General features: G+C 70.2%; 26 protein-coding genes. 14 read left to right on the top strand and 12 right to left on the bottom strand.

What is annotated here, in order from left to right; translation table 11 throughout:
• The first annotated feature begins 67 nt into the window (after window positions 1-67).
• Window positions 68-2284, top strand: coding sequence for a LysM peptidoglycan-binding domain-containing protein (locus tag AAF430_19805; GenBank protein MEM7412485.1), 2217 nt, complete (start codon window positions 68-70; stop codon window positions 2282-2284).
• Window positions 2285-2341: 57 nt separating this feature from the next.
• Here the strand turns inward: AAF430_19805 and AAF430_19800 are convergent, their stop codons facing one another.
• The 8 genes from AAF430_19800 to AAF430_19765 form a co-directional block, all read right to left on the bottom strand.
• Window positions 2342-3019 (bottom strand): metallophosphoesterase family protein, encoded by a 678-nt coding sequence (locus tag AAF430_19800; protein MEM7412484.1) that lies wholly within the window; start codon window positions 3017-3019, stop codon window positions 2342-2344.
• A 70-nt stretch (window positions 3020-3089) separates the two neighbouring features.
• On the bottom strand, window positions 3090-4124 hold the full coding sequence (gene rlmN / locus AAF430_19795) for a 23S rRNA (adenine(2503)-C(2))-methyltransferase RlmN (protein MEM7412483.1): 1035 nt from the start codon (window positions 4122-4124) through the stop codon (window positions 3090-3092).
• A gap of 11 nt (window positions 4125-4135) precedes the next feature.
• The gene (trmB, locus tag AAF430_19790; GenBank protein ID MEM7412482.1) at window positions 4136-4825 is read right to left on the bottom strand and encodes a tRNA (guanosine(46)-N7)-methyltransferase TrmB; all 690 of its coding nucleotides are present in this window, start codon (window positions 4823-4825) and stop codon (window positions 4136-4138) included.
• The gene (sppA, locus tag AAF430_19785; protein ID MEM7412481.1) at window positions 4825-6411 is read right to left on the bottom strand and encodes a signal peptide peptidase SppA; all 1587 of its coding nucleotides are present in this window, start codon (window positions 6409-6411) and stop codon (window positions 4825-4827) included. The genes trmB and sppA overlap by 1 nt, the downstream gene beginning before the upstream one ends.
• Window positions 6411-8045 (bottom strand): hypothetical protein, encoded by a 1635-nt coding sequence (locus AAF430_19780; GenBank protein MEM7412480.1) that lies wholly within the window; start codon window positions 8043-8045, stop codon window positions 6411-6413. Before AAF430_19780 ends, sppA begins: the two co-directional genes overlap by 1 nt.
• An 11-nt stretch (window positions 8046-8056) precedes the next feature.
• Window positions 8057-9472, bottom strand: a complete 1416-nt coding sequence (locus AAF430_19775) for a sigma 54-interacting transcriptional regulator (GenBank protein ID MEM7412479.1) — start codon at window positions 9470-9472, stop codon at window positions 8057-8059.
• A gap of 54 nt (window positions 9473-9526) precedes the next feature.
• A complete protein-coding gene (locus tag AAF430_19770) occupies window positions 9527-10360 on the bottom strand; it encodes a M48 family metallopeptidase (protein MEM7412478.1) in 834 nt (277 codons plus the stop codon).
• A gap of 47 nt (window positions 10361-10407) precedes the next feature.
• Window positions 10408-11634 carry an ATP cone domain-containing protein gene (locus AAF430_19765; GenBank protein MEM7412477.1) on the bottom strand — a complete coding sequence of 409 codons (1227 nt, stop codon included), beginning with the start codon at window positions 11632-11634 and terminating at the stop codon, window positions 10408-10410.
• A 184-nt stretch (window positions 11635-11818) separates the two neighbouring features.
• Here AAF430_19765 and AAF430_19760 point away from each other — a divergent pair, with 184 nt between their 5' ends.
• The 8 genes from AAF430_19760 to AAF430_19725 all read left to right on the top strand — a co-directional run bounded on the left by AAF430_19760 (window position 11819) and on the right by AAF430_19725 (window position 18095).
• Window positions 11819-12307, top strand: coding sequence for a MerR family transcriptional regulator (locus AAF430_19760; protein MEM7412476.1), 489 nt, complete (start codon window positions 11819-11821; stop codon window positions 12305-12307).
• A gap of 106 nt (window positions 12308-12413) precedes the next feature.
• The gene (locus AAF430_19755) at window positions 12414-13490 is read left to right on the top strand and encodes an AAA family ATPase (protein ID MEM7412475.1); all 1077 of its coding nucleotides are present in this window, start codon (window positions 12414-12416) and stop codon (window positions 13488-13490) included.
• Window positions 13491-13494: 4 nt separating this feature from the next.
• Window positions 13495-14262 carry a hypothetical protein gene (locus AAF430_19750; protein ID MEM7412474.1) on the top strand — a complete coding sequence of 256 codons (768 nt, stop codon included), beginning with the start codon at window positions 13495-13497 and terminating at the stop codon, window positions 14260-14262.
• Window positions 14255-14863 (top strand): hypothetical protein, encoded by a 609-nt coding sequence (locus AAF430_19745; GenBank protein ID MEM7412473.1) that lies wholly within the window; start codon window positions 14255-14257, stop codon window positions 14861-14863. The genes AAF430_19750 and AAF430_19745 overlap by 8 nt, the downstream gene beginning before the upstream one ends.
• Window positions 14864-15051: 188 nt before the next feature.
• Entirely contained in the window at window positions 15052-15630 is a 579-nt protein-coding gene (locus tag AAF430_19740) for a sigma-70 family RNA polymerase sigma factor (protein ID MEM7412472.1), read from the top strand.
• 34 nt (window positions 15631-15664) lie between these two features.
• The gene (locus AAF430_19735) at window positions 15665-16444 is read left to right on the top strand and encodes an acetylxylan esterase (GenBank protein MEM7412471.1); all 780 of its coding nucleotides are present in this window, start codon (window positions 15665-15667) and stop codon (window positions 16442-16444) included.
• A gap of 277 nt (window positions 16445-16721) precedes the next feature.
• Complete coding sequence (locus tag AAF430_19730; GenBank protein ID MEM7412470.1) at window positions 16722-17813, top strand: thioredoxin domain-containing protein; 1092 nt, start codon at window positions 16722-16724, stop codon at window positions 17811-17813.
• 84 nt (window positions 17814-17897) lie between these two features.
• Window positions 17898-18095, top strand: coding sequence for a twin-arginine translocase TatA/TatE family subunit (locus tag AAF430_19725; protein ID MEM7412469.1), 198 nt, complete (start codon window positions 17898-17900; stop codon window positions 18093-18095).
• Window positions 18096-18108: 13 nt separating this feature from the next.
• Here AAF430_19725 and AAF430_19720 read toward each other — a convergent pair whose 3' ends face one another.
• The gene (locus AAF430_19720) at window positions 18109-19455 is read right to left on the bottom strand and encodes a zinc-ribbon domain-containing protein (GenBank protein MEM7412468.1); all 1347 of its coding nucleotides are present in this window, start codon (window positions 19453-19455) and stop codon (window positions 18109-18111) included.
• Window positions 19456-19604: 149 nt separating this feature from the next.
• Here AAF430_19720 and AAF430_19715 point away from each other — a divergent pair, with 149 nt between their 5' ends.
• The 4 genes from AAF430_19715 to AAF430_19700 are packed head-to-tail and all read left to right on the top strand — an operon-like array spanning window position 19605 to window position 22889.
• Window positions 19605-20567, top strand: coding sequence for an ArsA-related P-loop ATPase (locus AAF430_19715; GenBank protein MEM7412467.1), 963 nt, complete (start codon window positions 19605-19607; stop codon window positions 20565-20567).
• Complete coding sequence (locus AAF430_19710; protein MEM7412466.1) at window positions 20567-21754, top strand: ArsA-related P-loop ATPase; 1188 nt, start codon at window positions 20567-20569, stop codon at window positions 21752-21754. The genes AAF430_19715 and AAF430_19710 overlap by 1 nt, the downstream gene beginning before the upstream one ends.
• A gap of 38 nt (window positions 21755-21792) precedes the next feature.
• Window positions 21793-22287 carry a hypothetical protein gene (locus tag AAF430_19705; GenBank protein MEM7412465.1) on the top strand — a complete coding sequence of 165 codons (495 nt, stop codon included), beginning with the start codon at window positions 21793-21795 and terminating at the stop codon, window positions 22285-22287.
• A gap of 47 nt (window positions 22288-22334) precedes the next feature.
• Window positions 22335-22889, top strand: a complete 555-nt coding sequence (locus AAF430_19700) for a polyhydroxyalkanoate synthesis regulator DNA-binding domain-containing protein (GenBank protein ID MEM7412464.1) — start codon at window positions 22335-22337, stop codon at window positions 22887-22889.
• 10 nt (window positions 22890-22899) lie between these two features.
• Here AAF430_19700 and AAF430_19695 read toward each other — a convergent pair whose 3' ends face one another.
• Window positions 22900-23580, bottom strand: a complete 681-nt coding sequence (locus tag AAF430_19695) for a TetR/AcrR family transcriptional regulator (GenBank protein ID MEM7412463.1) — start codon at window positions 23578-23580, stop codon at window positions 22900-22902.
• 110 nt (window positions 23581-23690) lie between these two features.
• On the opposite strand from AAF430_19695, the gene AAF430_19690 reads away from it, so the two are divergent.
• Entirely contained in the window at window positions 23691-24416 is a 726-nt protein-coding gene (locus AAF430_19690) for a Coq4 family protein (protein MEM7412462.1), read from the top strand.
• Between the two features lie 39 nt (window positions 24417-24455).
• Here AAF430_19690 and AAF430_19685 read toward each other — a convergent pair whose 3' ends face one another.
• A complete protein-coding gene (locus AAF430_19685) occupies window positions 24456-25511 on the bottom strand; it encodes a lysophospholipid acyltransferase family protein (protein MEM7412461.1) in 1056 nt (351 codons plus the stop codon).
• A 3-nt stretch (window positions 25512-25514) separates the two neighbouring features.
• A partial coding sequence (locus tag AAF430_19680; protein MEM7412460.1) for a hypothetical protein occupies window positions 25515-25729 on the bottom strand: 215 nt, incomplete at its 5' end.

The raw sequence follows: 25729 nt of genomic DNA, 5'->3' as shown, positions 1-25729 counted from the left end.
TGGAGTGGGATTCGTGAGCGGATCCGGCACAGGTTTTGGGGGGAGCTTGCCGATTCACGTCGCGTCCATGTTTCGACCGATTGCCGCTGCACTGCTGATCCTGCTGATGGCTTCGACCGCTCTGGCGGAGAAGCTGCCGACTCCGCCGAGCCTGGTTCCGGCCGTCCGGTTCTGGACGCGGATCTACACCGAGGTGGATACCAACTCGGGACTGATCCACGACTCGGTGAACCTCGGCGTGGTCTACGAGACCGTGCGGTTCCCGGAGGGCATTTCCTACCGGGCGCGCGAACGCCGCAACGAGAAGACCAAGAAGAAGATCCGGGCCGCCCTGCTCGCCCTCGCGAAGGGGAAGCGGACCGGCCTCACGTCGATGCAGTCGCGGGTGCTCGCCCAGTGGCCGAAGAACGTGAGCAACGCGACGCTGCGCAAGGCCGCCGACCAGGTGCGCTTCCAGCTCGGGCTCTCCAACCGCTTCCGCGCCGGCCTCGAGCGGTCGGGCATCTGGCGCAGCCACATCGAAAAGGCCCTCGACCGCCACGGCGTGCCCGAAGAGTTGGTTGCCCTGCCGCACGTCGAGTCGTCCTACAACCCGAAGGCCTACTCCAGTGTGGGCGCCGCGGGCATGTGGCAGTTCACGCGCTCGACGGGTCGCCTGTTCATGCGCATCGACAGTGTCGTCGACGAGCGCCTCGACCCGTACATCGCCACCGAGTCGGCGGCGCGCCTGCTGAAGAAGAACTACCAGATCACGGGCGCCTGGCCGCTCGCGATCACCGCCTACAACCACGGCGCTGCGGGCATGCGGCGCGCGTCGAAGAAGCTCGGCACGAAGGACATGGGCGAGATCGTGCGTCGCTACAAGAGCCGCACCTTCGGCTTCGCGTCGCGCAACTTCTACGCCTCCTTCCAGGCCGCATCGAACGTCGACAAGGACCCCACCCGCCACTTCGGGAAGGTGCAGTTCCAGTCCCCGCGCCAGTACACGGAGATCAAGCTGCCCTGGTTCACGCCGGCGTCCGAGCTGGCCCGCGCCCTCGGCATCGACACGCGCGTGCTCAAGGAATCGAACCCGGCGTTGCGTCCGGCGGTCTGGAACGGCAACAAGCACATCCCCGCGAACTTCACGCTGAAGGTTCCGCAGGGCACGCTGCACCAGTCGACCGACGTCCTGATCGCGAAGGTCCCGGCCCAGGCGCGTCACAGCCAGCAGCACCGCGACCGCTACCACAAGGTCCGGCGCGGGGAGACGCTGTCGCGGATCGCCAAGCGCTACGGCGTTCGCGAGCGCGAGCTCGTCGCCATCAACAACCTCCGCAGCCGCCACCGGATTCGCGTAGGCCAGGTGCTCGTGCTGCCTGGCGGCAGCGGTGGCTCGGTCAGCGTCGCGCGCGAGCCGGTGCCCGCCAGCGGCCAGTACCGGGTGCGCCGGGGCGACACCCTGTCGATCATCGCGAAGCGCTTCGGCGTGAGCGAACGCGCCCTCCAGCGCGAGAACGGGATCCGCAACCGCAACCGCATCGCAGTCGGCCAGCGTCTGCGCATCCCCGGCGCGACGACCGTGGTCGCATCGGCCAAGCCGGCACCCGCTCCCGCGGCACCGAAGCCGCCGGCGCCGGAAGCGAAGCCCGCAGCCGCGAAGCCCTCGCCGAAGCCCGCCCCGAGCGCGCCGGCCGAGACTGCGAAGCCCGCCGAGACTGCGGCAGCGCCGGTGCCCGAACCGAAGCCGGAGGTCGCTCCGCCCGCCGAGCCGACCCCGCCGCCGACGCCCGCGGCCGAGCCGGCCACCGAACCCGCCCCGGAGTCGAAGCCCGAGCCGCCGCCGGCGGCGGTGGGAGATCCGTCGACGCGCCCGGATCCGTCGGACTACGCGGTCCACGGCAACCGCATCCGCGTGCAGGCGGCCGAGACCCTCGGGCACTACGCCGATTGGCTCGAAGTGCGCGCCAGCCGCCTGCGTCAGCTGAACCGGATGCGCTTCGAGCAGCCGGTCGTGATCGGGCAGCGCCTGCGACTCGACTTCGCCCGGGTCACGCCCCAGGAGTTCGAACGACGGCGACTGGAGCACCACCAGTCGCTGCAGAACGAGTTCTTCGACGCCTTCGTCGTGACCGGCACCGAACGCCACGTGCTCCGCCGTGGGGAGTCGCTCTGGTACCTCGCGAAGCGAAAGTACCGGGTGCCCGTGTGGCTGCTGCGCCAGTACAACCCGGACCTCGACTTCGCGTCGTTGCCGGCCGGGACGGCGATGGTCGTGCCGGTGGTGGAGCGGCGCTCGAGCTGACGGCCGGCGCGTTCGCGCGCGACGCGGCCGAGCTGCGCGAAGTCCGGGGCGCCCGGACTAGACCTGAAAGATCGTCTCGTCGGGCAGGCGAATGGCGGTGAGCACCCCGCCGTAGACCGCGCCGGTATCGATGCCGATGCTGAAGGGCTTGTTCCAGCGCACGCCGAAGTCGGGGCTCGGGGTGTGACCGTACACGATGCTGACACCGAGGGAGTGCGGCGCCTCGAGGGTCGACCGGTCCCACAAGAGGTCCTCGGACTTCGCGCGGCGCAGGGCGAACTCGAGGTCGGTTTCCTTCAGCAGCGCGTGACCGAGCCCCGCGTGCACGAAGAGGTAGTCGCCCTCGCGATGGAAGAGCTTCAGCTCGCGGTAGAACTTCTCGTGTTCGGGAGGCAGATCGAACTGTCCCGGCTCGGGCACCGGCATGTCGAAGTAGCCGTAGCTCGCGAGGGTGCGATCGCCGCCGTTCGCGAGGAATGCGTCTCCGGCGAAATAGGCGTCGTCCTGCCAGCCCAGGAAGTCGAGCATCATCGACTCGTGGTTCCCGAGCAGGAAGGTGCAGTCGTAGTCCTGGTCGAGACGCAGCAGGAGGTCGACGACCCCCTTCGAATCGGGTCCGCGGTCGACGTAGTCCCCGAGGAACACCAGCCGGTCCTCCGGCAGGAGCGGCAGCGCCGCCAGCAGGGCTTCGAGCTGGTCGCGCTCGCCGTGAATGTCACCAACTGCGTAGAGCAATGAGTTCCCCAGGGGTCGTCTTCGGCGGAACGCGGTGCCCGCTGAAGGACGAACCCCACGACGGGGGCGCTCAGGAGGGTCGTAGCGCGAGCTGGCCGCAGGCCGCCTGGATGTCCGGACCGCGGCTGCGCCGCAGCGTCACGGTCATCCCTCGAGCGGCCAACGTCCGCAGGAAGCGATCGGTCACCGCATCGGAGGGCGGCCCGTAGGGGCTGTCCGGGTGCGGGTTCATCGGAATCAGGTTCAGCTTCGAAGGAATGCCGTGCAGCAGTCCCGGCAGCCGCTTCGCGTCTTCTTCCCGATCGTTCACGCCCTCGATCAGGGTGTACTCGAAGAACACCGGGCGCCGGGGGGTGATCTGGGGGGTGCCTCGCAGGGTGTCGAGCAGTTTCTCGAGGGGGTAGCGCTGGTTCAGGGGAACCAGCCGATCGCGGATCGCGTCGGTGGTGGCGTGCAGGCTCACGGCGAGGTTCACGGGAACCTGCTCGAGGAGCTCGCCAATCTTCGAGACCAGCCCGACGGTCGACACGGTCACGCGCCGCGGCGCCATCGCGAAGGCCTTCGGGTCGATGAGCAGTCGAATCGCTTCGACGACGGCGGGCAGATTGAGGAGCGGCTCGCCCATGCCCATGAAGACGACGTTGCTGATGGGCTGGTCGTCTGGAGCGAGCTCGCGCATGCGACACACCTGGTCGACGATCTCGGCCGCGCGCAGGTTGCGTCGAAACCCCATGAACCCGGTGGCGCAGAAGTCGCAGGCCATCGAGCAACCCACCTGGGTGGAGACGCAGAGGGTCATGCGGTCTTCTTCCGGAATCAGTACTGCCTCGACGCGCTCGCCATCTTCGGCGACCAACGCGGCCTTGCAGGTGCCGTCGCGCGAACGGTCGACGCGCTCGACCTCGAGTGCGCGCAGCCGCCAGTCGCTGCCGAGGCGCGCGCGGAGATCCTGGCCCAGGTCGGTCATGCGGTCGGGATCCTCGATCCCGCGGCGATACAACCAGGCCGCGATCTGCTCGGCGCGATAGGGACGCTCCCCCAGCTCGGCGAGCCGCGCTCGCAGCCCGTCCAGGGAGTGGTCCTTGATGTGCCAGGGCTCGGCCATGGGCGCGGAGCTTAGCTCGCGGGCGCCTCCGCGGTGTCGGCCCCACTGGAGACCTCGGAGGGCTCGGTGCGGACGTACTCGAAGAAGTGGAAGCTGCGGCCCAGGGCGCGCCACTCGAGCTCGTAGGCGGTCGGCTGGCGCCCCTCCACCGCCGGACGCCACGGGTCGGGTGCGTAGGCGTTGCGCAGCCCCTGCGTGGCGCGCAGGTGCTCGTCGATCCACTCGGCGTAGGTCGGATCGTCGGTGGCGGCGCGAAACCATCCGCCGGGCCGAAGGCGCCGAGTGATCCAGGCCAGGCTCTCGGCCTGCACGAAGCGGCGTCGCGCGTGGCGCTTCTTCGGCCAGGGGTCCGGGAAGTTCAACCAGAAGCCCGCGACGCTTCCGTCGGCGAACCCCTCGCGGAGGATCTCCTCGGCGTGACCCTCGACGAGCACCACGTTGCGGATCGGACTGACCGCCAGGCGCCGCGCCATCTTGAGGACGCGCTTGTAGGACAGTTCGATCCCGACGAAGGGCTGTTCGGGCTCGGCCTCGGCCAGACCGCGCAGGAATTCCCCACGCCCGAAACCGATCTCGACCACGAGCGGCCCGGCCTCGGGCACGCGCCCGGCGAAGATGTCCTGGAAGCCGCGCTCGTGGATCTCCTCGAGCCCCACCCGGTGATCCGGGCCGGGGATGTCCGTCTTGAGCGTGCGGGACATCAGACGATCCGACGAGACCAGGCGGCCAGCGACGCCCAGGGCGTCGGCTTCGGGTGCACCTCGATCGCGAGGGGCTCGCCGGCGTGAACCCCGGCCAGGCGCCGCGCCTCGGCGATCGCCTCCAGAGGCCCGCCGAGGCGATCGACGAGTCCGAGTTTCAGGGCGTCGGCGCCGGCGTAGACGCGTCCCTCCGCGATCGGCGCGATCGCATCCACCGTCGTGCCGCGCCCTTCCGCAACCCGCTCCAGGAAGATCCGATAGAGCTCCTGCATCTCGGCGGCGACGGCCTCGCGCTCGTCATCGCGGAAGCCCCGCGTCTCGCTCAGCATTCCCGCGCGCGCGCCGCGTTCGACCCCGTCGCGTCCGATCCCGAGACGCTCGTAGAGCCCGGAGAGATCGAGCTTCCCGCCGATGACTCCGATCGAGCCCGTCACCGAGGTGCGCTCGGCAAAGATTTGGTCGGCCGCGCAGGCCAGGTAGTACCCACCAGAGGCGGCCACCCCGCCGATCGAAGCCACGAGCGGCTTCTCGCGACGCAGGGCGCGCAGCGCGCGCCACAAGAGGTCCGACGCCAGGGCATCGCCGCCGGGGCTGTCGATGCGCAACACCACGGCCCGCACCTGCGGGTCGGCCGCCAGGCCGGCGAGGCGCGCCTCCCAGGTCTCCGACGCGATCCCCCGCGCGCCTTCGCCGCGTCCGAGCGACCCCTCGGCCACCAGGTAGGCGAGCCGCAGCGGCTCGCGCCAGGCGTCCCGCGCGGGCGGTGCCGCCCCACCGGCCGCGACCCGCGCCAGGGGCTGGAAGACCGGCCGACCCGCCGAACGTGCCAGCCTGGGCGCCTCGGCTTCGAAAGACGCATCCCACGCGTCGCGGTACACGAGGTCGTCGATCAAGCCCAGCTCTCGCGCATCGCGCGCGCCCGAGACCGCGGCATCGATCGCCCCGCGCACCGCCGCCGGATCGAGGTCGCGTCCGGACGCGATGCCGTGGGTCAGCGTGTCGAAGGACACGTCGAGCAGCCCGTCGAGCTGCTCGCGCTGGGCGTCCGACATGTCACGCCGCGTGAACATCTCGCCCGCGCTCTTGTGGGTTCCGATGCGCACGACCTCCGGGTTCACGTCCCAGCGGTCGAGAGCGTCCTTCAGATAGAACCCCTCGGCCCGCAGTCCGTAGAGCGAGAGTCGCCCGGTCTCGGGCATCCACAAGCGATCGGCGACGGCGGCGACGTAGAGCGACGCGAGATCGAGCATCTCGGCCCACACCACGATCGGTTTGCCGCGATCGCGCCAGGCATCGAGCGCGCGACGCAGCGCTTCGGCACACGCCAGCCCACCGACCGGGGCGCGCAGCTCGAGGCGCAGGCCCGCGGTGTCCGCGTCGGCGGCGATCTCCAGTTCGCGCAGCACCGGCAACAGCCCTTCGAGCCCGTGCGGTCCCGGCAGCGGTAGCTCGGCCGGCGGCGCATCGAGTTCCCAGTGGGCCCAGACCGGCGCGTCGCTTCGCAGCGCCCGGCGTGCGATCCCGCCGCGCGCCCAACGCGACAGGCCGCCGACGACGCGGCGGGCGGTATCGAGCGGGGCGGCCATCAGCTGCGGCGCCTCTTCCCCCCACGGAGGTAGTCGACCATCAGGAACGAACCGAGGGATTCGGGGCTGGTAAAGAAGGCCCGTCCGCGGTTGGTCTGGGTCATGCGCTCGACGAAGCCCACCAGCTCCGGCGCATCGTCGAGCATGAACGTGTTGATGGTCACACCACGGCGCGTCACGCTTCTCACCTGCTTCATCGTCTCGGCCACTGCGTGGGGCGACACGCCGCCGAAGCCCATCGGCCACTCGACTCGCAGATCGCCGTCCTGGTAGTAGGCCGTTGGCTGGCCGTCGGTGACCACCAGGATCTGCGGGCTACCCGAAGGATGTTTGACGATCAGCTTCTCCGCGATCATCAGCCCCTCCTGGAGGTTGGTGAAGGGATCGCCCATGTCCCAGCTCACTTCGGGGAGCTCGCTCGGCTTGAGCTCGCGCGCCCGGGTCGAGAAGCCGACCACGAAGAAGTGATCGCGCGGGTAGCGGGTGCGTACCAGGTGATCGAGCGCCAGCGCGACCCGCTTCGCAGCGGGAAAGCGACCGGCCCACGACATCGACCAGCTCATGTCGAGCAGGAGCACGGTCGTGGTCTGGGTGTTGAAGTCGCGCTCACGCAGCGCGAAGTCCTCGACATCCATCGGCACCGGCATCGGCAGCGCCTCACCGGGGTGGGCGCGGGCGTGGCGCTTCACGCTCGCGAGCACGGTCTGGACCACGTCGAGATCGAGTGGATCGCCGAACTCGAAGGGCTTCGTCTCGTCGGGTCGCGGCAGCGCCGCCCCGCGCGTATCCACCTCGTGCGCGCCGGGACGCCCCTTGCGGAGGCTCGCATACACCTCGGCCAGGGCCTGCGCCCCGATGCGACGAATGGCGCGCGGCGTCAGCTGCGGGTCGCCCGGCCGGAGATAGCCGCCCCCCTCCAGCGTCGACTCGAGGTCGCGCAAGAGCACGATCGATCGCGCAGCGTCGTCGCCCAGCCACTCGCGGAGCTGTTCGGGGGAGATCTCCGAGAGATTCCCGTCCGCGAGATCCTGGCGGAGCTGCTCGAGGGCCTGGATCTGCTCGCGAATCTGCTGGGCTGTCTCGTAGTCGGCGGCCTCGTTCCCGCGAAATCGTTCGCCGCGCTCCTGTCGAAACTCCTCGAGGGCGCGCAGCCGATCGAGTTCTTCGAGCAGCGCGCGCATCGTCTCGCCCGCCTCCTCGTCGGCGAACTCGTGATCGCGAAACGCCTCGATGGCATCGGCGAGGGTCTCGGAGTCGCGGTGGCGCCGCTCGAGGAAATCGTTCAGACGCGCCGACTCGTAGCCGTGCTGGTGTTCCAGCGCCTGCTGCTCGCGCGCGAGCGCCTCCTCGAAGCGCTGCGCCATGTCTTCGGTGGCGTGCTCGAGATGGTACTGCTCTTCGAGGGCGCGGATCTCCTGCTGCAGCTCCTGGCGCAGCTCCTCCGTGCCCATCACCCGCATCTGCATTCCGGCCATCTCGAAGCCGTGCTGCCGCATCCACTCGAGGGCCTCGCGGGCGTCGAGCCCTTCCATCATCAGATCCGAGAGGGCGTCGAGGGCCTGCTCGGGATCGAGACGGAACTCCTCCTGGGATCCGTCCCAGCGGGAGTAGACGTGGGTGGTCGCGTGGGCCAAGAGCGCGTCCGTCAGCCTCGCGCGTAGCGCGCGCCGCGCTCGTGGTCGGTCTTGTTGAGGCGGTTGGAGAGATGCAGGCCCTCGAGCAGGAACTCGATCGCCGCCGCCATGAACGCCGGCTCCTCGCGTCCGGCCAGGTCGCGCGCGGCGTCGGCCAGCGGTCCGATCTGTTCGAGGCCGGCCAGGTACTCGGGCGACGGCAGGAACGCGCCGACCTCGACCTTCCACCCCTCGTCGAAGGCCGCGACCAGCGGCGCGAGCGCATCGGGGTCGCAGCGGCGCTCGAACACCGCCTTGCACGCGCGCCGCGCGAGGTCGCGCGCGACCTCGGACTCCGAGCGATCGCCACCGGCGTACTCGAGTTCGAGCTTGCCCAGGGTCGACGTCTCGAGGGCGCCGAGATCCGAGATGCGCGGCACCCCGAAGGCCTCGCCCTCGGCCAGCGCGCGCCGCGCGGCGTTCGCCGCGAGCGTCTCGTAGTTCGCGATCGACATCCGCACCGACACGCCCGAAGCCTGGTTCACGTCCGGACTCGCGCGCGCCTGAAAGGTGATCTCGGCGAGGATCTCCTGCATGTAGTCGGGGACGGCGAGTTCGACACCCGGCACCTCGGGCAGGTCCGCTTCCTGACGCACCACCTCGAGCTCGAGCTCGGGGGTGGGCGGGTAGTGGGTGCGCACCTGGGCGGCGTAGCGGTCCTTCAGCGGCGTGATGATGCGGCCGCGGCTGGTGTAGTCCTCGGGGTTGGCGCTCGCGACGACGAGTACGTCGATGGGCAGGCGGATCCGGTAGCCCTTGATCTGGACGTCGCGCTCTTCCATCACGTTGAAGAGGCCGACCTGCACCTTTTCCGTCAGGTCCGGCAGTTCGTTGATGCAGAAGATCCCGCGGTGGGTCCGGGGGACCAGGCCGAAGTGCATGGTGTCTTCGTCGGCCAGCGTCCGGCCGGCCGCGACCTTCACCGGATCCACGTCGCCAATCAGGTCGGCGATCGACACGTCGGGGGTGGCGAGCTTCTCCACGTAGCGCGCATCCCGATGCACCCACACGACGGGCGTGTCGTCGCCCAGCTCGGCGACGCGGGCGCGCCCGAATGCCGACACGGGCTGGCGGGGATCATCGTGGATCTCGCTGCCCTCGATCGCCGGGACCCACTCGTCGAGGAGCTGGGTGAGCTGACGGATCATCCGCGTCTTCGCCTGCCCCCGCTCGCCGAGAAAGATCAGGTCGTGTCCGCACAAGAGCGCGTTCTCGACCGCCGGAATCACCGTGTCTTCGTAGCCGAGGACGCCGTGGAAGATCTGCTTACCGTTGCGGAGGCGGTCCAGCAGGTTCGTGCGGATTTCCTCTCGCACGCTCCGCAAGGGCGCGGCCCCGCTGTTGCGCAGGGCGCCCAGGGTGGTGGGCTCGGGGGGCTGGGGCGGCATCGGCTCTCCTCGGTACAGAGGCGGCCATGATACTGCCCTACGCCGGAAGCGGCCTCAGCGACGGCGAGATCGCTGCAACAACTCGATGCGCCGCTGCACGATCTGGAGCTTCCCGTCGTCGCGTGTGATCAGGCCCTCGGGCAAATCGGCCTCGACCAACAGCGCCCGGGTACGTTCGATGCGGTTCTCGGTGGTCGGATGGCTCGAGAGGAACTCGGGCACGTTCGCCGAACCCTGCGCTTCGAGCGTCTCGAAGAACGACACGAGGCCGTGCGGGTCGTAGCCGGCGCGCGGGAGCACCTCGACGGCGAAGGCATCGGCTTCGTCCTCGGCTTCGCGGGTGAAGGTGTTGACGAAGGCGACCGCGGCGAGCTCACCGAGGAGTTGCCCTCCGGCGGCGGCCTGCCCCCCGACGAAGATCGACGCAGCGATGGCGGCGAGCTGGTAGAAGATGCCCGTGTTGCGCTGACGCCGGTAGTTGCGCGCGACGTGGCGCTCGGTGACGTGGCCGATCTCATGGGCGATCACCCCGGCCAGCTCACTGACGTCGGCCGATTCGAGGATGATGCCGGTGTGGATGTAGATGTGACCGGCGGGCAGCGCGAAGGCATTGAGGCTCTCGTCGTTCACCACGTGGAAGCGGAAGTCGTAGGGCTGCGAGCCGGCGGCCGCGACGATCCGCGCGCCGATCTCCTCGACGTAGGTGCGGACGCGTTCGTCGCGGACGAAGTCGAGCTCGCGGCGCAGGGAGCGCGCCGCGTCGGCACCGAGCTCCTCCTCCTCGGTGACGGAGAGCGTTCCGCAGGCGGCGGTCGCCAGCAGCGCGACCAGGACCCAGCCCAACCCCTTCGCGAGCCCCCCGCGTCGATCCGAAGCGCGTCTCTCCATGGCTTCCCTATCGGCCGACGGCCCGCCCGGGTCAAACCCGCCGACGGCTAGATCATGCCCTGCGGATCGAAGCCCGGCCGCTCACGCAACGCCTCGGTCAGGTGGCGGATCACCAGGAGGACCGCCCGGTCGAAGCTCTCGTTGTCGACGATCGGCACGTCGAGGCGTTCGGCCGCGTCCAGGATCGCGTCCTGGATGTGCAGGATCGCATCGAGGTTCTGGACGTAGCGGTGGGCCGGCCGGATTCCCCCACCCGTGGTCTCGCGGGCCGCGAACCGAGCGGGGAAGGCGCCGGGATCCAGGGTCGCGACCACCAGGAAGATCACGTCGGCCCGATCGACGTAGGCGTCGAGGTCGAGGCTGCCTGGGAAGAGCGACACGCCGTCGATGACCAGATGGGTGTTCTCGTCGATGGCGCGCTCGATCGACGCCTTCACGCCCACCGACACGGTGGTCGCCTGTGCGCGGAACGCTTCCACGACCGGGTCGCTGCCCAGGGCCCCCGCGGCGAAGTTCTGATGCGCGTCGTAGGACGAGCCGTGGATCGCCGGTGCGAGCTCCTCGGACAGCATCAATCGCATGATCTGGCGGATCGAATCGGTCGAGAGCACCCGTCCGATGCCGAGCCGGTGGGCGACCTCGAGGGCGAGCGAGGTCTTGCCAACCCCGGCGGCGCCCCCGAGCAACAGGATCACGGGACGCTCGGGTTCCTCGTAGTGCCGCCAGACCAGGTAGCGCTCGCCCGACTTCGGCCCGACCCGCCGTGTCACGGTATGGAAAGCCAGGCGGCGTAGCTCCGACCGCTCGATCGAGCGCACGGCCCGCTGACGCAGTTCGGTCTCGATGTCGCGCGCGACCTCGAAGGCGTCGTCGGGATCGATCGCGGCGGCCAGCAGCGATTGGGACAACACGCCCTTCGAGAAGGGTGCGCTCTTGCCGTCGCCTTCGACGATCACCTCCACGCCCTGGGCCGAAAGGTGCTCGCCGTCGAAGAGCGCGGGGTCCAGCAGCTCGTGCAGGACGTGAACGATGTCGACCTTCGCGACCACCCCCTGGGGCCTCAGCCGATCGCGCACGATGTTGGCCGTGCGGTTCGCTTCGTCGAAGGGCACCCCCCGCGCCATCAGCGAGTGGATCATGATGCCCCGCATGAACGGACGCCGGACGCCCGCCTGCTCCACCCAAAGGCGGCCGTCGGAGCCCGTTTCGGCACTCTCGGCGGAGCGCCCCGAGGCCCCATTCGGGCGGCGGAGTTCGTCCTCACGGGTCGACACGATCGCTGGACCCTACCCCTGCTACCCCTCGCTGGACAATCGCCTCCGCAGCGGGACGGATTCCGCCCTCCCGATTTCCAATGGGTGGAAAATCAGACGATTCCCGAGGCCCGGTGGGTTGACTGGCCCCCGAACACCGCCTTACGCTTCCATCGTCCAGTGGACAGGGGGGTCCGCCACGGACATGACGGCATCGTCCGACCTGTATCGCGTCGGCGACGTGGTGGAGATCATTGGGGTCTCCCGACGTCAGCTGCAGTACTGGTCTGAGACCGACCTGGTCCAGCCCAGCCGTCGCACCCGCGGGGGCCACGCACGCTACGCGTTCGAGGATCTCGTGGCGCTGCGGGCCACGAAGCGACTGATCGACGCCGGCGTTTCGCTGCAGCGGATCCGTCGCTCGATCCGGGCCCTGCGCGAGATGCTCCCGGCCGTCCGCCGCCCCCTCTCCGAGGTCGTGCTGGTCGCGACCGGCGACGTCGTGCTCGCGTTCAAGGATGGGACCGCCTTCGAAGCCATCACCGGTCAAGAGTGGATCTTCGAGGTGGCCGAGCTCCAGCGTGCGGTGGACGCGCATCGCGAGAAGCAGGCTTCGGCCGAAGCCCGGCGCGACTCCACGCGCCGAACCGCTCCACGCCCCTCTCTCGGCAACGCCTCGGCGCGCGTGCCGTGACCCGACTCCGCTCCGCCCTCCACCGTTTCCGCCCCGTTTCTCCTCCGCATCCTCCGCAGCAGCCCCCCCGATCGATTCGTCCGGATTCCACAAGGGGGAACTGCCCATGCGCGTGATCGCCATCGTCAACCAGAAGGGGGGATGCGGGAAGACGACCACGGCCGTCAACCTGGCCGGTGCGCTCTGCGCCGACGGGCATCGCGTCCTGGTCGTCGACCTCGATCCGCAGGCCCACGCGACCCTCGCCCTCGGTGCCGATCCGGAGCGGCTCGACGAGAACCTGTACGAGGTCTTCGCCGATGCCAGCGGAGCTACGCGGCTGCCGGACGTCTGCGTCGCGGTTCGCGAAGGCCTCGACGTCGCCCCGTCGGGCATCGTGCTCTCCGCCCTGGAACAGAAGCTCGCGACCGAGCCCGTAGAGACGCGCACCGAGCGACTGACCCGCGCCATCGAGGCACTCGAGGACCGCTACGACTTCGTGTTGATCGACTGCGCGCCCAACGTCGGTCTCCTCACCTTCAACGCGCTGCGCGCCGCCCGCGAAGTCATCGTTCCCCTCGAGACGAGCTACTTCGCGATCCACGGCGTGCAGAAGCTGCTCGAGACGATCGCCCTGCTCTCCGAACGCATCGGCCACGAGCTCTCGGTGCGCATCCTGCCCACCCTCTTCGACGGGCGAACGCGCTATGCGCGGCAGACGCTCGGCGAGATCCGCGAGCTCTTCAAGGATCTCTGCTTCGACACGGTGATCCGTCAGAACGTGAAGCTCCGCGAAGCCGCGAGCCGCGGCAAGCCGATCAACGCGATCTCGCGCACGGCGAACGGAACCCACGACTACGCCGCACTTGCGATCGAAGTGGCCGTCGACGCCCCCGAGGTCTACGAAGCCACACCCGAACCGGCCGTGGCGAGTTCGCGCGAGGTGGTCGTGCGATTCCGGGAGAGCCGCGCGCACGACGTTCGGATCGCGGGCGACTTCAACGGCTGGGTTCCCGATCGCGGCGTGCGCTCACTGGTCGAAGCCGAAGGCGACGATCGCGTGTGGACGAAGATCCTTCAGCTGTCGCCCGGCCGATACCAGTACCGCTACGTCGTCGACGGGGAGTGGCGGGACGACCCCGAGAACCCGGACGCCGTCACCAACCAGAACGGCGGCCGCAACTCGGTGCTCGTGGTGCGCTGAGGCCTTGCCCCGCAATCTGGACGACGTACTCGACTACTTCCTGCCGCCCGCGCAGGAAGAGGAATCGACCCGCCCGAACCCGGCCGCGCTGCCTCTGCTGACCGTGCCGCTCGCGCCGGACGACGCGGTGCGCGCGGGCCTGGCCTGGAACCTCGGAGTCGAGTGGGCTCGGCGCGGTGCCCGCAGTGTCCTGGTGGCGCCGCGCGACCGCGCGCTGGCCCCGCTGTGGCCCGAGGCAGGCCCGGGCCCCCTCGGTTGCCAGGTGCACTACGCCCCCGCCCACGACGCATCCGCCCTGGCCCACGCCGCGATCGATCTCGCGGTCGAGCAGGCCGCCGTCGCCAGCGACGGGGGACTGGTGCTGGTGGCTCTGCCGCGCGAGTGGCTCCAACACGAGACGTTGCCACGGCCGCTCCTGCGCTGGCTCTTGCTGTGGAGCACGCCCGACCTGCCCGATCTGAGACAGAACTACGCCCTCGCGAAGCGCGCCTGGCTGCAAGGGAACGACGCGCGGATCGGTCTGGTGGTGCACGGCGCCCGCGACGCGAGTGACGCGCGTAGCGCCTTCGCCCGCATTGCGGGCACGGCCCGTCGGCATCTGTCGCGCAGTCCGGTGAGCTACGGTCTGGTCGTCGACGACCTGCAGGTCTACCGCGCCACCGCCGAGGGGCGTCCGATCGGATTGCTCCATCCGCAGTCGCGGGCTGCACGCGCCGTCGGCGACGTCGCCGGAATGCTCTGGCAAGACGCGCTGAAGATGAACCTTGGCTGACCTCCGCCCCGCTGCCCGCATCCCCGATGGCGATCGCCGCCGCGCGATCGAGCGCGCGCTGTCCCAGCTCGAGTCCACCTGGACACCGCTCGCCGCCCAGGTGCTCGCCGCAGACCATCGGATCGACTGGGTGGGACACGACGGGCGCGGACGCCTCGTGCTCGTGCTGTGCGCGACCGAGAGCGACACGCTGCCGCTGATCGGCCAGGCCCTCGCGCACCAGGCCTGGCTGTTCGCGCGGATCGCCGATTGGGCGCAGCTGGTGCCTGCCGCGGGTCTGCGATCCGAAGCCGGGATCACCAGCTGGCTGATCGCGCCGGAACACACGGATGCGGCGCGCAGCGCCAGCCACTCGGTGGCGAGCCAGGGGATCCGCCTGGCCGAGGTGCGGTTCGCGCAGAATGGGTCCGGGTTGGTGGCCCTGCTCGAGGCGTTGGGCGCTCCCCGGTCCGCGGCGGCCCCCGAGGTCGCGGGTCCGGCAGAGGATGCCCCGCCCGGCCACGAGCCCGCGGGCTCCGATTCGCCGTTCCGGACCGGTCTCTCGGCCGAGGACCTGGGCCTCTCCGCCGAGGAATACGCGGAGTTCGAGCCGAGGCGCTGAGCGGCGGCCGACGGCCCTGAACCCGCCTTCGCCCCCCGAGGGGGAAATTTTCTGCGCACCGCAGAAAATTTCAACACCTCTTTAGCCTTCGATCCCACTTCCACCACGAGGGCCGGACTCTGGGGTCCGACCTCGGCGGGGATGCGGCCTCCGGGCCCGCTCTCGGACCTGGGATTGGAGGGATTGGGATGTCTGCTGCAGCTGCGTGCTCCGCACCCGCTCTGAGTGACGAGCAGCTGGTCACCGCGGTCCTGGCGGGCGACGCCGAGGCCTTCGACACGCTCTACGACCGCTACGTGGGTCGCGTGTACCGCTTCGTCGAGAAGCGTCTTCACAACCGCGCCGACGCCGAGGAGACCACCCAAGAGGTCTTCGCGGCGGTGTTCTCGTCGCTCGATTCGTTCCGCGCCGAGGCGCCCTTCGCCGCCTGGGTGCTGGGGATCGCGCGCTTCACCATCGCGAGCCGCTTCAAGAAGAAGCAGCACCCGACGGTGCCGTTCGATCTGGACGAGGACGGAGAACTCTCCGGGGAGCCGATGGTAGGCGGGGATCGAGCCGCGACACCGCTCGAGGTCTACGAGCTCCGCGAGCGCTTGACGCGACTCGAGACGGCAGCCGAAAAGCTCTCCGAGGAACAGCGCCGCCTGTTCGTGCTTCACCACGTCGAGCATCGCCCGATCGCCGACATCGCCCAGCTCCTCGACAAGAGCGAGGACGCCGTGAAGTCGAACCTCTACCGCGCGCGCAAGATGCTCCTCGCGCGCTGAGCGCGAAGCCAACCAGCCTCCTATCCTCGGGCGCGTGCCCACCGACGAGCTGCGACTGTCCGGCTACCGCGAAGCGCTCGGACTGTGGACCCGGCCGAGTCCCCGCGTCGCGTCGCATCCGACGCTGCGGGTCGAGGAGATCGAGTACTCGAGTCGCGGTGACCGCGTCACCGGCCGCGTCCTGCTACCCGCCGAGGGTGGCGGCCCCTACCCGTTGGTCCTCCTCCAGCACGGCCTCGGCGGCTCGGCCCACGACGCATCGATCGAAGCGATGGGCGGCGTGTGGGCCCAACAGGGCATGGCGGTCGCCTCGATCGACTTTCCGCTCCACGGACAACGCTCGGAGGCGAAGCTCCGCAGCTGGCTGTGGAGCGAGACGCCCTCGCCCCTCCGCGACGACCTGCAGCTCGAGTTCGCGCGGCAGGCCATCGTCGATCTCGAGCACGGGCTCGACGCGCTGATGACCCGCGATTGGATCGACCACGAGCGGGTCGGCTACGTCGGGTTCGGCTTGGGCGCCCGGCTCGGAGCCGCCTTCTGTGCCCTCGATGCCCGCGCGGGAGCGGTCGTATTGGCCCTTCCAGGGAACGAGCCACTTCCGGATCCCGCCGATCCGCGCCACTTCGTCGGTCGCATCGCCCCGCGGCCGTTGCTGGTTGTCTGCGACCCCGTGGGCTCCGGAGACGCCCTCCACGCGGCGGCCGAGGGCTCGGCGCGGCGCCTCGATACCGAGGTGCGCAACGGTGCGCTGCCCCGCGAGGTCGCGGAGCAGATGGGTCGGTTCCTCGCCGAGACTCTGCTCGGTCGCGCGTAGAGGGCATCTCAACAACCCCTCGGTCGCCAGGCACCCGTCATCGCCCCGATCTCTTCGTTGCGAAACCTCGCCGTAGCGGCGCTATGCCTGCGATTTCGCGCCTCGACCTCGGGCCGAACTCGGGCCCCTGTCTCGGTCGGGGTCGATGAGATGCCCTCTGGACGAGGCCGCGCGCACCGCAGGGGCTTCCTATACTCCCCGACCTCGGGGGGGCCGCCGGACGGCCAGCGTGTTCGCTGGGACGCTCGCCTCGTGGATGTCAGCCAACGGAGGTCTCATGATCGCTTCGATGACAGGGTGCTCGCGCAACGGGCTTCGCCATCGGTCGTTCCATCGCGCACTCTGGACGCTCGGGGCCCTGGCCTTCGCGGGCCTGGTCGTCGCCTGCCAGACCCCCACATCCGAAGCGCCGGACGAGGACGCCGCAATCGCCGCGCGCATCGGCGACGAGGTCATCACCCTCGAAGAGCTCGATGACTTCGTGAAGGACGATCTGTTCCGCCGCGAGACCCGCGGCGGGAACGAGTCGCGGCTCTACGAAATCCGCAGCCGGGCGCTGCAACAGCTCTCCGCGCAACGCGTGCTCGATGGTGCCGCCGCGGCGCAGGGCCTGACGGCCGACGCGCTCGTCGACGCCGAAGCGGCGAAGCTCGGCGAGGTCACGATGCAGGAAGTCGCGACCTTCTATACCGAGAACCGCGCCCAGATGGGCGGCGCCACCCTCGACCAGGTCGAGCCCCAGATCCGCAATCACCTCCAGAACGAGCGGCGCCGCGACGCGGTCCGCGCGCTCATCGATGCCGCGGGCATCGAGACCGAACTGGAGCGTCCGCGCGTTTCCGTCACGGGCAGCGGTCCGTCGATCGGCCCCGACGACGCACCGGTCACGATCGTCGAGTTCAGCGACTTCCAGTGCCCGTATTGCCGTCGTGCCGGTCCCGTCATGAAGGACCTGGTCGAACGCTTCCCGAACCAGGTTCGGGTCGTCTACCGCCACCTGCCCCTCGACTCCCACGATCGCGCCCGGGCCAGCGCCGAGGCCTCGGAATGCGTCGCCGAACAGGGGCGCTTCTGGGAGTACCACGACACGGTCTTCGAGAATCCGCGCGCGCTCGCCGACGCAGACCTGCGACGCTACGCCGAGGAGCTCGAGGTCGACCTCGAGCGCTTCGACGCCTGCTACGCCGAGCGCCGGCACGCCCAGAAGGTGCAGGCCGACGCGGTCGAGGCAGCCCGCGTGGGGATCACCGGAACGCCCGGTTTCGTCGTGAACGGAATCGTTCTGTTCGGGCTGCAACCCACAGAAGTTTTCGAGGAAATCATCCGAGAAGAACTGGCAGCCGCGGCGCCCGCCGCCGCGGCCGAGTAATCTCTAGAGCGTCCTTTCGCGGTCCCTGACCGCCCACTGCCACGGACCGGATCCCCCGCCGTCCGCGGTCTCGCGAGGCCTGCCATGTTCGGAACGCAAGAGCTCCTCATCTTGCTCGCCATCGTCGTCGTGGTCTTCGGCGCCCGACGTCTTCCGGAGCTCGGCTCCGGGGTGGGCAAGGCGATCAAGAACTTCAAGGCAGGGCTGTCCGGCAAGGACGAGCTCGACGTGACCCCGAAGAACGAGGAAGTCACCGAGGGCGATTCCGGGACGACCCGCTAGCACGAGCGCGGGACTAGCGCTGATCGCGCACCACGAAGCGAGCGGCCTTCTCGGGCAGGGGCTGCACGACCACCTCGAAGGCCCGCGATTCTCCGCGCCCGAGCGGGCGTCGGAAGCTCCCGGCGCTCCGCAGCGCGTCGCGATCTCCCTGGCGCAGTACCCGCGAAGAGCGCGGCGCGCCGAGCGGAAGCGCGCGGCCCACCCCGTTCCCCGCGCCATCGCGCAATTCGAGCGCCAAGTCGGGAACCGCGAGCGATCCATCACTGGCGTTCCGAAGCACACCCGAGACGACGAAGACGGGACCGAAGGAGGCGTGGTCGACCCAGCGGTGCTCGACGTTCTCGAGCATCACGCCCGGCGCGAGTTCGACGTCGCCGAGCGGCGGCTGGGGTGCGTACAGGCCGGCGAACAGACCGACCGCGACCAGCGCGAGTGTGGCGCACCAGCCGACGCCCGCTCCGAGTCGAGCGGCGAAGCGCCCCGAGTCGTCGTCGTCGAGCTGGAGTTCGCCGTCGGCATCGTCCTGGACCACCTCGATGGGAGCGGCCGCGCGCTGCTCGCGAACGGGCGCCGCAGCCGGGGCCTCGTCGAAGATGTCCCAGTCCACCGGACTGCCGAGTTCGTCACTCGAATCGTCGTTCCGATCGCGCAGCGCTTCCGCGGGCGCAGGAGGCAGCGCCTCGGGCTTGGCTTCGGGGAGCGGCGCCGGTGCCGCGGGTTCCGCGGATGGCGGCTCGAGGTCGGGCAACGCCGCGGGTGCGTCCGACGACGCAGGCCCCAGGCCGAGACCCGCGTCGAGTTCGGCCTCGGTCAGCACGCTCTCACCGGCGTCGTTCTCGGCGTCCGTGTCGATCGGGGCCGTTTCAGCGGAGACCGGCGCGGCGGCTTCGACCGGTGTCGGAGCCTCGCTCGCCGCCGGAGTTCCTTCGTCCGCCAACGGCGGCAACGGGTCGCTCGCCAGGTCGGGCACCGGTCCGTCGTCGGCGAAGCCGACCTCACCGAGCGCCGGCGGGTCGTCCTCCGAGGCCGGCGCCGGATCCTCGTCGGCGAAGTCCTCGGGCAGATCGTCGTTGAACTCCCAATCGCTCTCTTCGTCGTCCCAGCTGTCGTCGAGTGCGTCCGCCGGCGCGGCCGCTTCGGCCGCCTCGCCTTCGGGCATGTCCTCGGTGACTCCGGGGAACGCCTCCTCGCGCAGGGCGCGACGCGCCGCCTGGTGGACGCGGTCGATCTCGGTCTTCGCGATCGGCTCGACCATGAAGGCGTGCTTGCAGCGCGAACAGCGCACACGCACCCCGTCGACGGGCACGCGGGTGTCGTCGAGTTGGAACTGCGTGGCGCAGCGCTCGCAGGTAACGATCACGCTACCGTTCTCCCGTTACAGTCGAGGTCGAAGAGTCGGATTGGAGACGAACCCGCCCGCGATGCCCCTTTGGGGGAGCAGCGACTCGGGTTCCCAGAACGTTTCGGAGCCCGCACAGGTGCGCTTGAGGGGGCCGGGGTGGAGATCGCTTGACGGGACCGAAAGCTGGGCTGCTGGATCGCCGGCTCGTGATCGTGACCGGCAAGGGCGGCACCGGGAAGACCACCGTCGCCGCGGCGCTCGCCCATGGAGCCGCGGCCCGCGGACGCCGCGTGCTGCTCGCGGCAGTCGATCCCGACGCCCGCCTCGGCGGCCTGTTGGGCGCCCCGCGCGCCAAGCTGACCTACACGCCCGTCCAGGCGGGCGGAGTGGCGTTCTGCCACATCGAGCCCTTCGAAGCGCTCAGCGAGTATCTGGGTCTCCAACTCGGAACGCGTCGACTCGTCGACCCGGTGATCCGCCAGAAGGCCTTCCAGCAGTTCCTGATGGCCGCACCCGGCTGGCGCGACCTGATCACGCTCGGGAAAGTGTGGCACCTGGAGCAGATGGAGGAGGGTCGCCGCCCCCGCTACGACCTGATCGTCGTCGACGCGCCCGCGACCGGGCACGGGCTCACCTTCCTCGACGTGCCGCGCGTCGTGGTGAGCGCGGTGCGCGCGGGCCCTCTGCGCCAGCACACCGAGGCGGTCGAAACGTTGATCGGCGACCGCACGCGCTCGGTGCTCTTGCCCGTCGCCATCGGCGAGGAGCTACCCGCCCGCGAAACCATCGAGCTCGTGCAGCGCGTGCACGGCGAACTCGACATCGGCCTCGAGCGGGTGGTGGTCAATGCGGTTCACGCCCCGCCCTACCCGCCCGCGTTCGAAGGGCTCGAGACGACGCTGGCGGCGTTGCCCGGCGATCGCGACTTCGGCAACCTGCCCTCGCCGGGCTGGCTCGCCGAGTGCGGCGCGCTCTTGCGTGACCGCGCTTCGCTGAACGCGCGCTACGTCGCCGAGATCGCCGACGAGACCGAGCTGCCGATCACCGAGCTGCCCTACCTGCCGAACGGCCTGCGCGGCCCGGCGGATCTCGACACGCTGTCCGAAGCCCTGCTCGGAGCTCCATCCTGATGCTGCCCGCGCTGAAGCGTCGGGTGATCGTGTGTGTCGGCTGCGGTGGCGTCGGCAAGACCACGGTGGCCTCGGCGGTGGCCTTGCAGGCGGCGCAGGCGGGCCGCCGCGCGCTCGTGCTCACGATCGACCCGGCACGGCGTCTCGCCGACGCGCTCGGTGTCGAGGCCCTCGGCAACCAGCCAGAGGCGATCCCGCGCGAGGTGCTCGATCGACTCGGAGTGCCGGCTTCGGGTGCGCTGTCGGCGATGATGCTCGACATGAAGCGCACCTTCGACGATCTCGTCGAGCGGCTCGCCTCGAGCCCGGACACGCGCGATCGCGTCCTCGCGAATCCGATCTACCAGCACGTCTCGGACGCGTTGTCGGGGAGCGTCGAGTACTCGGCGATGGAGAAGGTGTACGAGATGGCGCAGAGCGACGCCTTCGACACGATCGTCGTCGACACGCCCCCGTCGCAGCATGCGCTCGATTTCCTCGACGCCCCGGAGCGCATTCTGCAGTTCCTCGACAGCCGGCTGGTCCAGATGTGGATCCATCCGGCCTTCGCGGCCGGCCGTGCGGGCGTGCGTTGGTTTCAGTGGGGCACGCGTCGCGCGCTCTCCCTGATCGAGCGGATCACGGGCCTCGGGTTTCTGGAAGACGTCTCCGAGTTCCTGCTCGCCTTCGAAGAGATGTCCGAGGGCTTCCGACGCCACGCGCGGGAAGTGAGCGCCCTGTTGCGCGGGCCCGACGCGGCCTTCGTGTTGATCGCCGGCCCCGAGACCGAATCCGTCGCCCAGGCCCGACGCTTTCTCGAACGACTGGAAGCGACCGAGCTGCACGCCGCGGGCATCGTCGCCAATCGCGTTCGCGCGTGGCCGGGGAACGAAGCGCCCCTCGACCCGGATCTCTCCGCGGTCGACCCGACGCCGCTCGTCGACGCGTTGCGCGAGCAGCGGGGGGCGGACTTCCCGGCAGACGAAGCGGCCGAGGCAGCGCTCGGCGCCGCCCGGCGCTACGCCGCGCTGGTGGCCCGGGACGACGACGCCGTCCGCGAGCTGCGGGGCGAAGCCGAGCGGCGCGGCGCCTTCTTCCGCCAGGTGCCCGAGTTCTCGGCCGAGGTCCATGACCTCGGCGGTATCGGACGCGTCGCCGGGGCGCTGACGCTGGTGGCGACCGCCGACGAACCCGGTCAGGATGATTGACGCGATGGCTTCCTCCCCCACCGACGCGGGCCCGCGCAATGGCTGAAGGCAACGGCTCCAGCCGCGCCGCGATGGACGCGGCGCTGGCCCGCGCGCGTCGACACGCGGCTCAGGCGCTCTCCGAGGCGCTCCTCGCCGGGCGCGCACTGCTCGATGCCGCGGCGCTGGCGACGTCGGGAGTCGGTGCCGCCGAGCACCCCTTGTTCGCGACGGCCGACGCCTGGGTGGCGTCGCGACAACGCGAGCTCCGCGACCGTGCCCCGCTGGCGAGCGAGCTCGGTGTCGCGCTCGCCGAAGCGCTGGACGCCGAGATCCGTCGCTGGGAAGACCAGGCGCGCAACGACGACGAGGCGCGCGCCGTACTGCGCGCGTTCCTCGGGCTGCGCGAGTTGCTCTGGGAACTCGGCGTCGGCCGGAGCGAGGCGTCCTCCCCCCGCAACACCCCGGCGGAGCCGACGCCCCGGTCGCGTCCGGCGCGCCGGGTCGAGCGTGTACCCGTCGAAGGTGGAGCACCAGCGCCGGAGCCGAGCTAGCGTTTTGACACGCCGCGTCGATCGCGACGCAGAGGAAGACACCCCCAATGACCGTCCTCATCAAGCGCTACGCGAATCGCAAGCTCTACAACACGGACACGAGCCGCTACATCACGCTCAAGGGCATCGCCGAGCTCATCGAGCAGGGCCAGGAAGTCCGTGTGATCGACAACGAGACTGGCGAGGACATCACCTCGGTCGCGCTCTCGCAGATCCTGGTCGACAACGAGCGTAACCCGGGCTCGGGCACGGTTCCGCGCGGCGTGCTCTCCGACCTGATCCAGAAGAGCGGCGACGCGCTCTACGGTGCGCTTAAGCGCGGGGTCGGCGACGCCCAGGACGGCATCGAAGAGCTGCAGAAGAACCTGCGAAAGGCCGTTCGCAGCCGCGAAGAAGAGGCCCAGCGCTGGCGCGACTCGCTCGAAGGAGCCCGCGCCGATTGGGACGACCGCCTCCAGGGCGCCGTCGAGCGGGTGTTCCAGGCCCTCGATCTGCCGCGGCGTCGTGACATCGACGCGCTCAACGAGAACCTCGAGCGGGTCGCGAAGGCGCTGGAGCGCCTCGAGGGCGCCCGCGGCGCCGAGCCGCTCTCGCGCGACTAGCGAGCCGGCGTCAATCCGACCCGGACGCCTCGTCCATCAGGAGATGCGCGAACCAGGCGCGGAAGCGCCGGCGGTAGTCCGAGTCGTCTTCGCGGTCGAAGTCCGCATCGATGAACGGGCCGAAGACGCCTTCGCCCAGCATCGCCATCGCGCACAGGCGAACGCGGAACTCGGCCGCTTCCGGCGCGGGGACGGGACGCCCCGCGCGTTCGGCGAGCTCGCGTTGCCGGACGTGCACGAGGTCGGCGATCGCCCGGAGAAGGTTACGCCCGCCCTCGTCGGCCCGAGGCCGGTCGAGCCCGAGCACCCGCCAGGCCAGCACCCGCGCGTGGCCTGCGTCGCCCAGGGTCGCGAAGACCCGCTCCAGCAATCCGAGGACGGTGTCCTCGTTCGCGGGGGCATCGCGCAGGATCTCGACGAGTTCGTCTTCGAGGCGCTGCATGGCGCGATTCTCGAGGGCATCGATCAGCCCATCGCGGCTCTCGAAGTGGTGCAGGATGGCGGGGTGGGAGATCCCGACGTCGGCGGCGATGTCCTGGAGACGCAGGGCCTCGGGTCCGCCCGCGCGCAGGCGCGCCTCGGCTGCATCGAGGATCACCCGCCGGGCCTCCTCGGCGCTGCGCCGCACCCGCTTGCCGGTGGGTCCGGGAGCATCCGGGCGCACCCCCGCTTCTCCGCTTCGCTGGGCCATGGCTCCAGTGTGGTGCGATGCCCTTCTATTGACAATCCTGTCAGCACTATTTACAGTGTTGTCAATACGAAGAATCGCCCCGGGACACCGAGCACAGGGAGATCGACGCCATGACCGACCGCAGCGCCACGCCCGCCTCCTCCCGCATCCAACCGATGGCGGCCCTGCGCGCGCTCCGCGCGCTGCTCCGGGACCCCGACGACACGGCGAAGGTCTTCGACGTGATCGAGGCCCTCTCGGGCCCGACGCGCACTCGGGTGCTGCGCAAGTTCCGCAAGCGGCCGAACGGCCCCGCCCTGCTCGAGGCGCGACCCGACCTGCTGGCCCGGCTCAGTGATCGCGAGGCCCTGCTCGCGCTGCCGCCCGGCTCCCTCGGCCGCACCTACGCCGAGTTCATGAACCGCGAGCAGATCGACGCAGACGGTCTCGTGGAAGCCAGCGAAGAGCAGCGCAATCCGAATGCCAGCCCCGAAGAGCGCTGGTTCGGCGATCGCCTGCGCGACATGCACGATCTCTGGCACGTCGTCACGGGCTACGAGCGCGACCTCGTCGGCGAAGCCGCCCTGCTCGCCTTCACCTACGCCCAGACCCGCAACCCGGGGATCGGGTTGATCGTGGCGGCCGCGTACTGGAAGGCGAAGGAGGACTCGATGCACGCGCGTCCGGTGATCCGCGACGGCTACCGGCGCGGGCGTGACGCGGCCTGGCTGCCGGAGCAGCGTTGGGAAGACCTGCTCGAACAGCCGCTCGAAGCCGTCCGGGCCCAGCTGCGCCTGGGGGCGCCGCCCGAGTACGCCCAGGTCCGCTCGGAAGGGGCGCCGGCCCTCGCCAGCTAGCCGCCTCCCGGATCGCGTGCCGGCTCAGCGCGACGCGGCTCAGCTCTCGTCGCCGAACCCGAAGACCGACCCGCGCTCGCCGAGGGCGTCGTGCACGAGCGCCTGCACCGCAGCGCGCAGCTCCTCGGTCAGCCGCGACAACAGCAGCTCGTCGCGGACCGCATCCGCATGCAGGCCGTCGAGCGCGAACGGAGCGCCCACCCGGATCGTCCACTGGGTCGGCAGCGGCAAGACGCCGAGCGGTCCGAGCCACGGGAAGGTCGCGGTGAGCGGCACGAAGGGCAGCCCCAACACCTGCGCCGGAGTGCGGCTCTTGTGGAGCAGCGGCTGGGCTTCTTCCGAGCCGACGACACCGATCGGGATCACCGGGACGCGCTGCTCCAGGGCGACGCGCATCACGCCGCCGCGCCCGAAGCGCTGCAGCCGATAGCGATCGCCGAACTCCTTGGTCGCGCCCTGTGCGCCCTCGGGAAAGACCAACACGAGGTGGCCGGCCTCGAGCAGCCGCTCGACGTTCTCCGGACAAGCGCGCACGGCGCCGAGCCGGGTCAGCCGCGATTGCGCGATGGGCAAGGTCATCCAGTCGTCGCCGAGCGCGATCCGCGGTCGCGCGTCGCGACCGCACGCGCGCTCGACGGCGTGCCCGACCATGAAGGCGTCGTAGGGGAGGAGACCCGCGCGGTTCGCGACCAGCAGCGCCGGACCTTCTTCGGGCAGCTGCGAATCGCCCTGCAGTGCGACACGCCAATAGGTCTCGTAGAGGAAGTCGAGCACCGGTCGGACCGATTCGAGCGCGTCGGCGTCGAACCCGAAGGCGTCCACCTCGCCCGAGTACTCACGCATCCCGAAGGTGGCGAGGCGCCGGCGCAGCTGGGAGAACATCCCGTCCCAGTCGATCGCCGGTGTCGGTCGCGCCGGAGGCGTCTCCTCGCGGCGCGCCACCGCGCCGAAGCGCGTGCGGATTTCGCTGCGCAGATCTTCGAGGGCCTCGCGCAGCGCGCGCAGGTCGTCGGCGTCGCCGGGCAGGCGTTCCCAGGGATCGTCAGCGACGTCGGAGGGCGCTCGGTTGCGCGCGATGGGGGGTGTCTCGCTCATGGCTCAGGTGTAGCTCTGCAAGCGCTGCGCGGACACGAAGGAGCTCCAGGCTTCCTTCGTGGTGTAGTGCGGCGTGCCGAACGCTTCCCAGGCGCGTCGCCCGTCGGCGACCCACCCGTAGCGGAGGTAATCGTAGAACGCGGCCGGTGGATCGCCGGTCTGCCCCTGGGACGGGAGGTAGGCCAGCCGATGCAGGAGCGGCGGAGGCAGCGGCAGGG

The sequence above is a fragment of the Myxococcota bacterium genome (genome assembly GCA_039030075.1).
Taxonomy (GTDB): domain Bacteria; phylum Myxococcota_A; class UBA9160; order UBA9160; family SMWR01; genus JAHEJV01.
The sequence above is the reverse complement of the archived record's forward strand: the minus strand, read 5'-3'. Positions and strand labels throughout refer to the sequence as shown.

Coding starts and splice junctions, on each gene's coding strand:
- trmB (MEM7412482.1), bottom strand. CDS start 4,825: ATGTCCCGCACGCTCAAGACGGACATCCCCGGCCCGGATCACCGGGTG.
- AAF430_19740 (MEM7412472.1), top strand. CDS start 15,052: ATGTCTGCTGCAGCTGCGTGCTCCGCACCCGCTCTGAGTGACGAGCAG.
- AAF430_19730 (MEM7412470.1), top strand. CDS start 16,722: ATGATCGCTTCGATGACAGGGTGCTCGCGCAACGGGCTTCGCCATCGG.
- AAF430_19805 (MEM7412485.1), top strand. CDS start 68: ATGTTTCGACCGATTGCCGCTGCACTGCTGATCCTGCTGATGGCTTCG.
- sppA (MEM7412481.1), bottom strand. CDS start 6,411: ATGGCCGCCCCGCTCGATACCGCCCGCCGCGTCGTCGGCGGCCTGTCG.
- AAF430_19775 (MEM7412479.1), bottom strand. CDS start 9,472: ATGCCGCCCCAGCCCCCCGAGCCCACCACCCTGGGCGCCCTGCGCAAC.
- AAF430_19755 (MEM7412475.1), top strand. CDS start 12,414: ATGCGCGTGATCGCCATCGTCAACCAGAAGGGGGGATGCGGGAAGACG.
- AAF430_19760 (MEM7412476.1), top strand. CDS start 11,819: ATGACGGCATCGTCCGACCTGTATCGCGTCGGCGACGTGGTGGAGATC.
- AAF430_19690 (MEM7412462.1), top strand. CDS start 23,691: ATGACCGACCGCAGCGCCACGCCCGCCTCCTCCCGCATCCAACCGATG.
- AAF430_19685 (MEM7412461.1), bottom strand. CDS start 25,511: ATGAGCGAGACACCCCCCATCGCGCGCAACCGAGCGCCCTCCGACGTC.
- AAF430_19700 (MEM7412464.1), top strand. CDS start 22,335: ATGACCGTCCTCATCAAGCGCTACGCGAATCGCAAGCTCTACAACACG.
- AAF430_19695 (MEM7412463.1), bottom strand. CDS start 23,580: ATGGCCCAGCGAAGCGGAGAAGCGGGGGTGCGCCCGGATGCTCCCGGA.
- AAF430_19705 (MEM7412465.1), top strand. CDS start 21,793: ATGGCTGAAGGCAACGGCTCCAGCCGCGCCGCGATGGACGCGGCGCTG.
- AAF430_19770 (MEM7412478.1), bottom strand. CDS start 10,360: ATGGAGAGACGCGCTTCGGATCGACGCGGGGGGCTCGCGAAGGGGTTG.
- rlmN (MEM7412483.1), bottom strand. CDS start 4,124: ATGGCCGAGCCCTGGCACATCAAGGACCACTCCCTGGACGGGCTGCGA.
- AAF430_19725 (MEM7412469.1), top strand. CDS start 17,898: ATGTTCGGAACGCAAGAGCTCCTCATCTTGCTCGCCATCGTCGTCGTG.
- AAF430_19710 (MEM7412466.1), top strand. CDS start 20,567: ATGCTGCCCGCGCTGAAGCGTCGGGTGATCGTGTGTGTCGGCTGCGGT.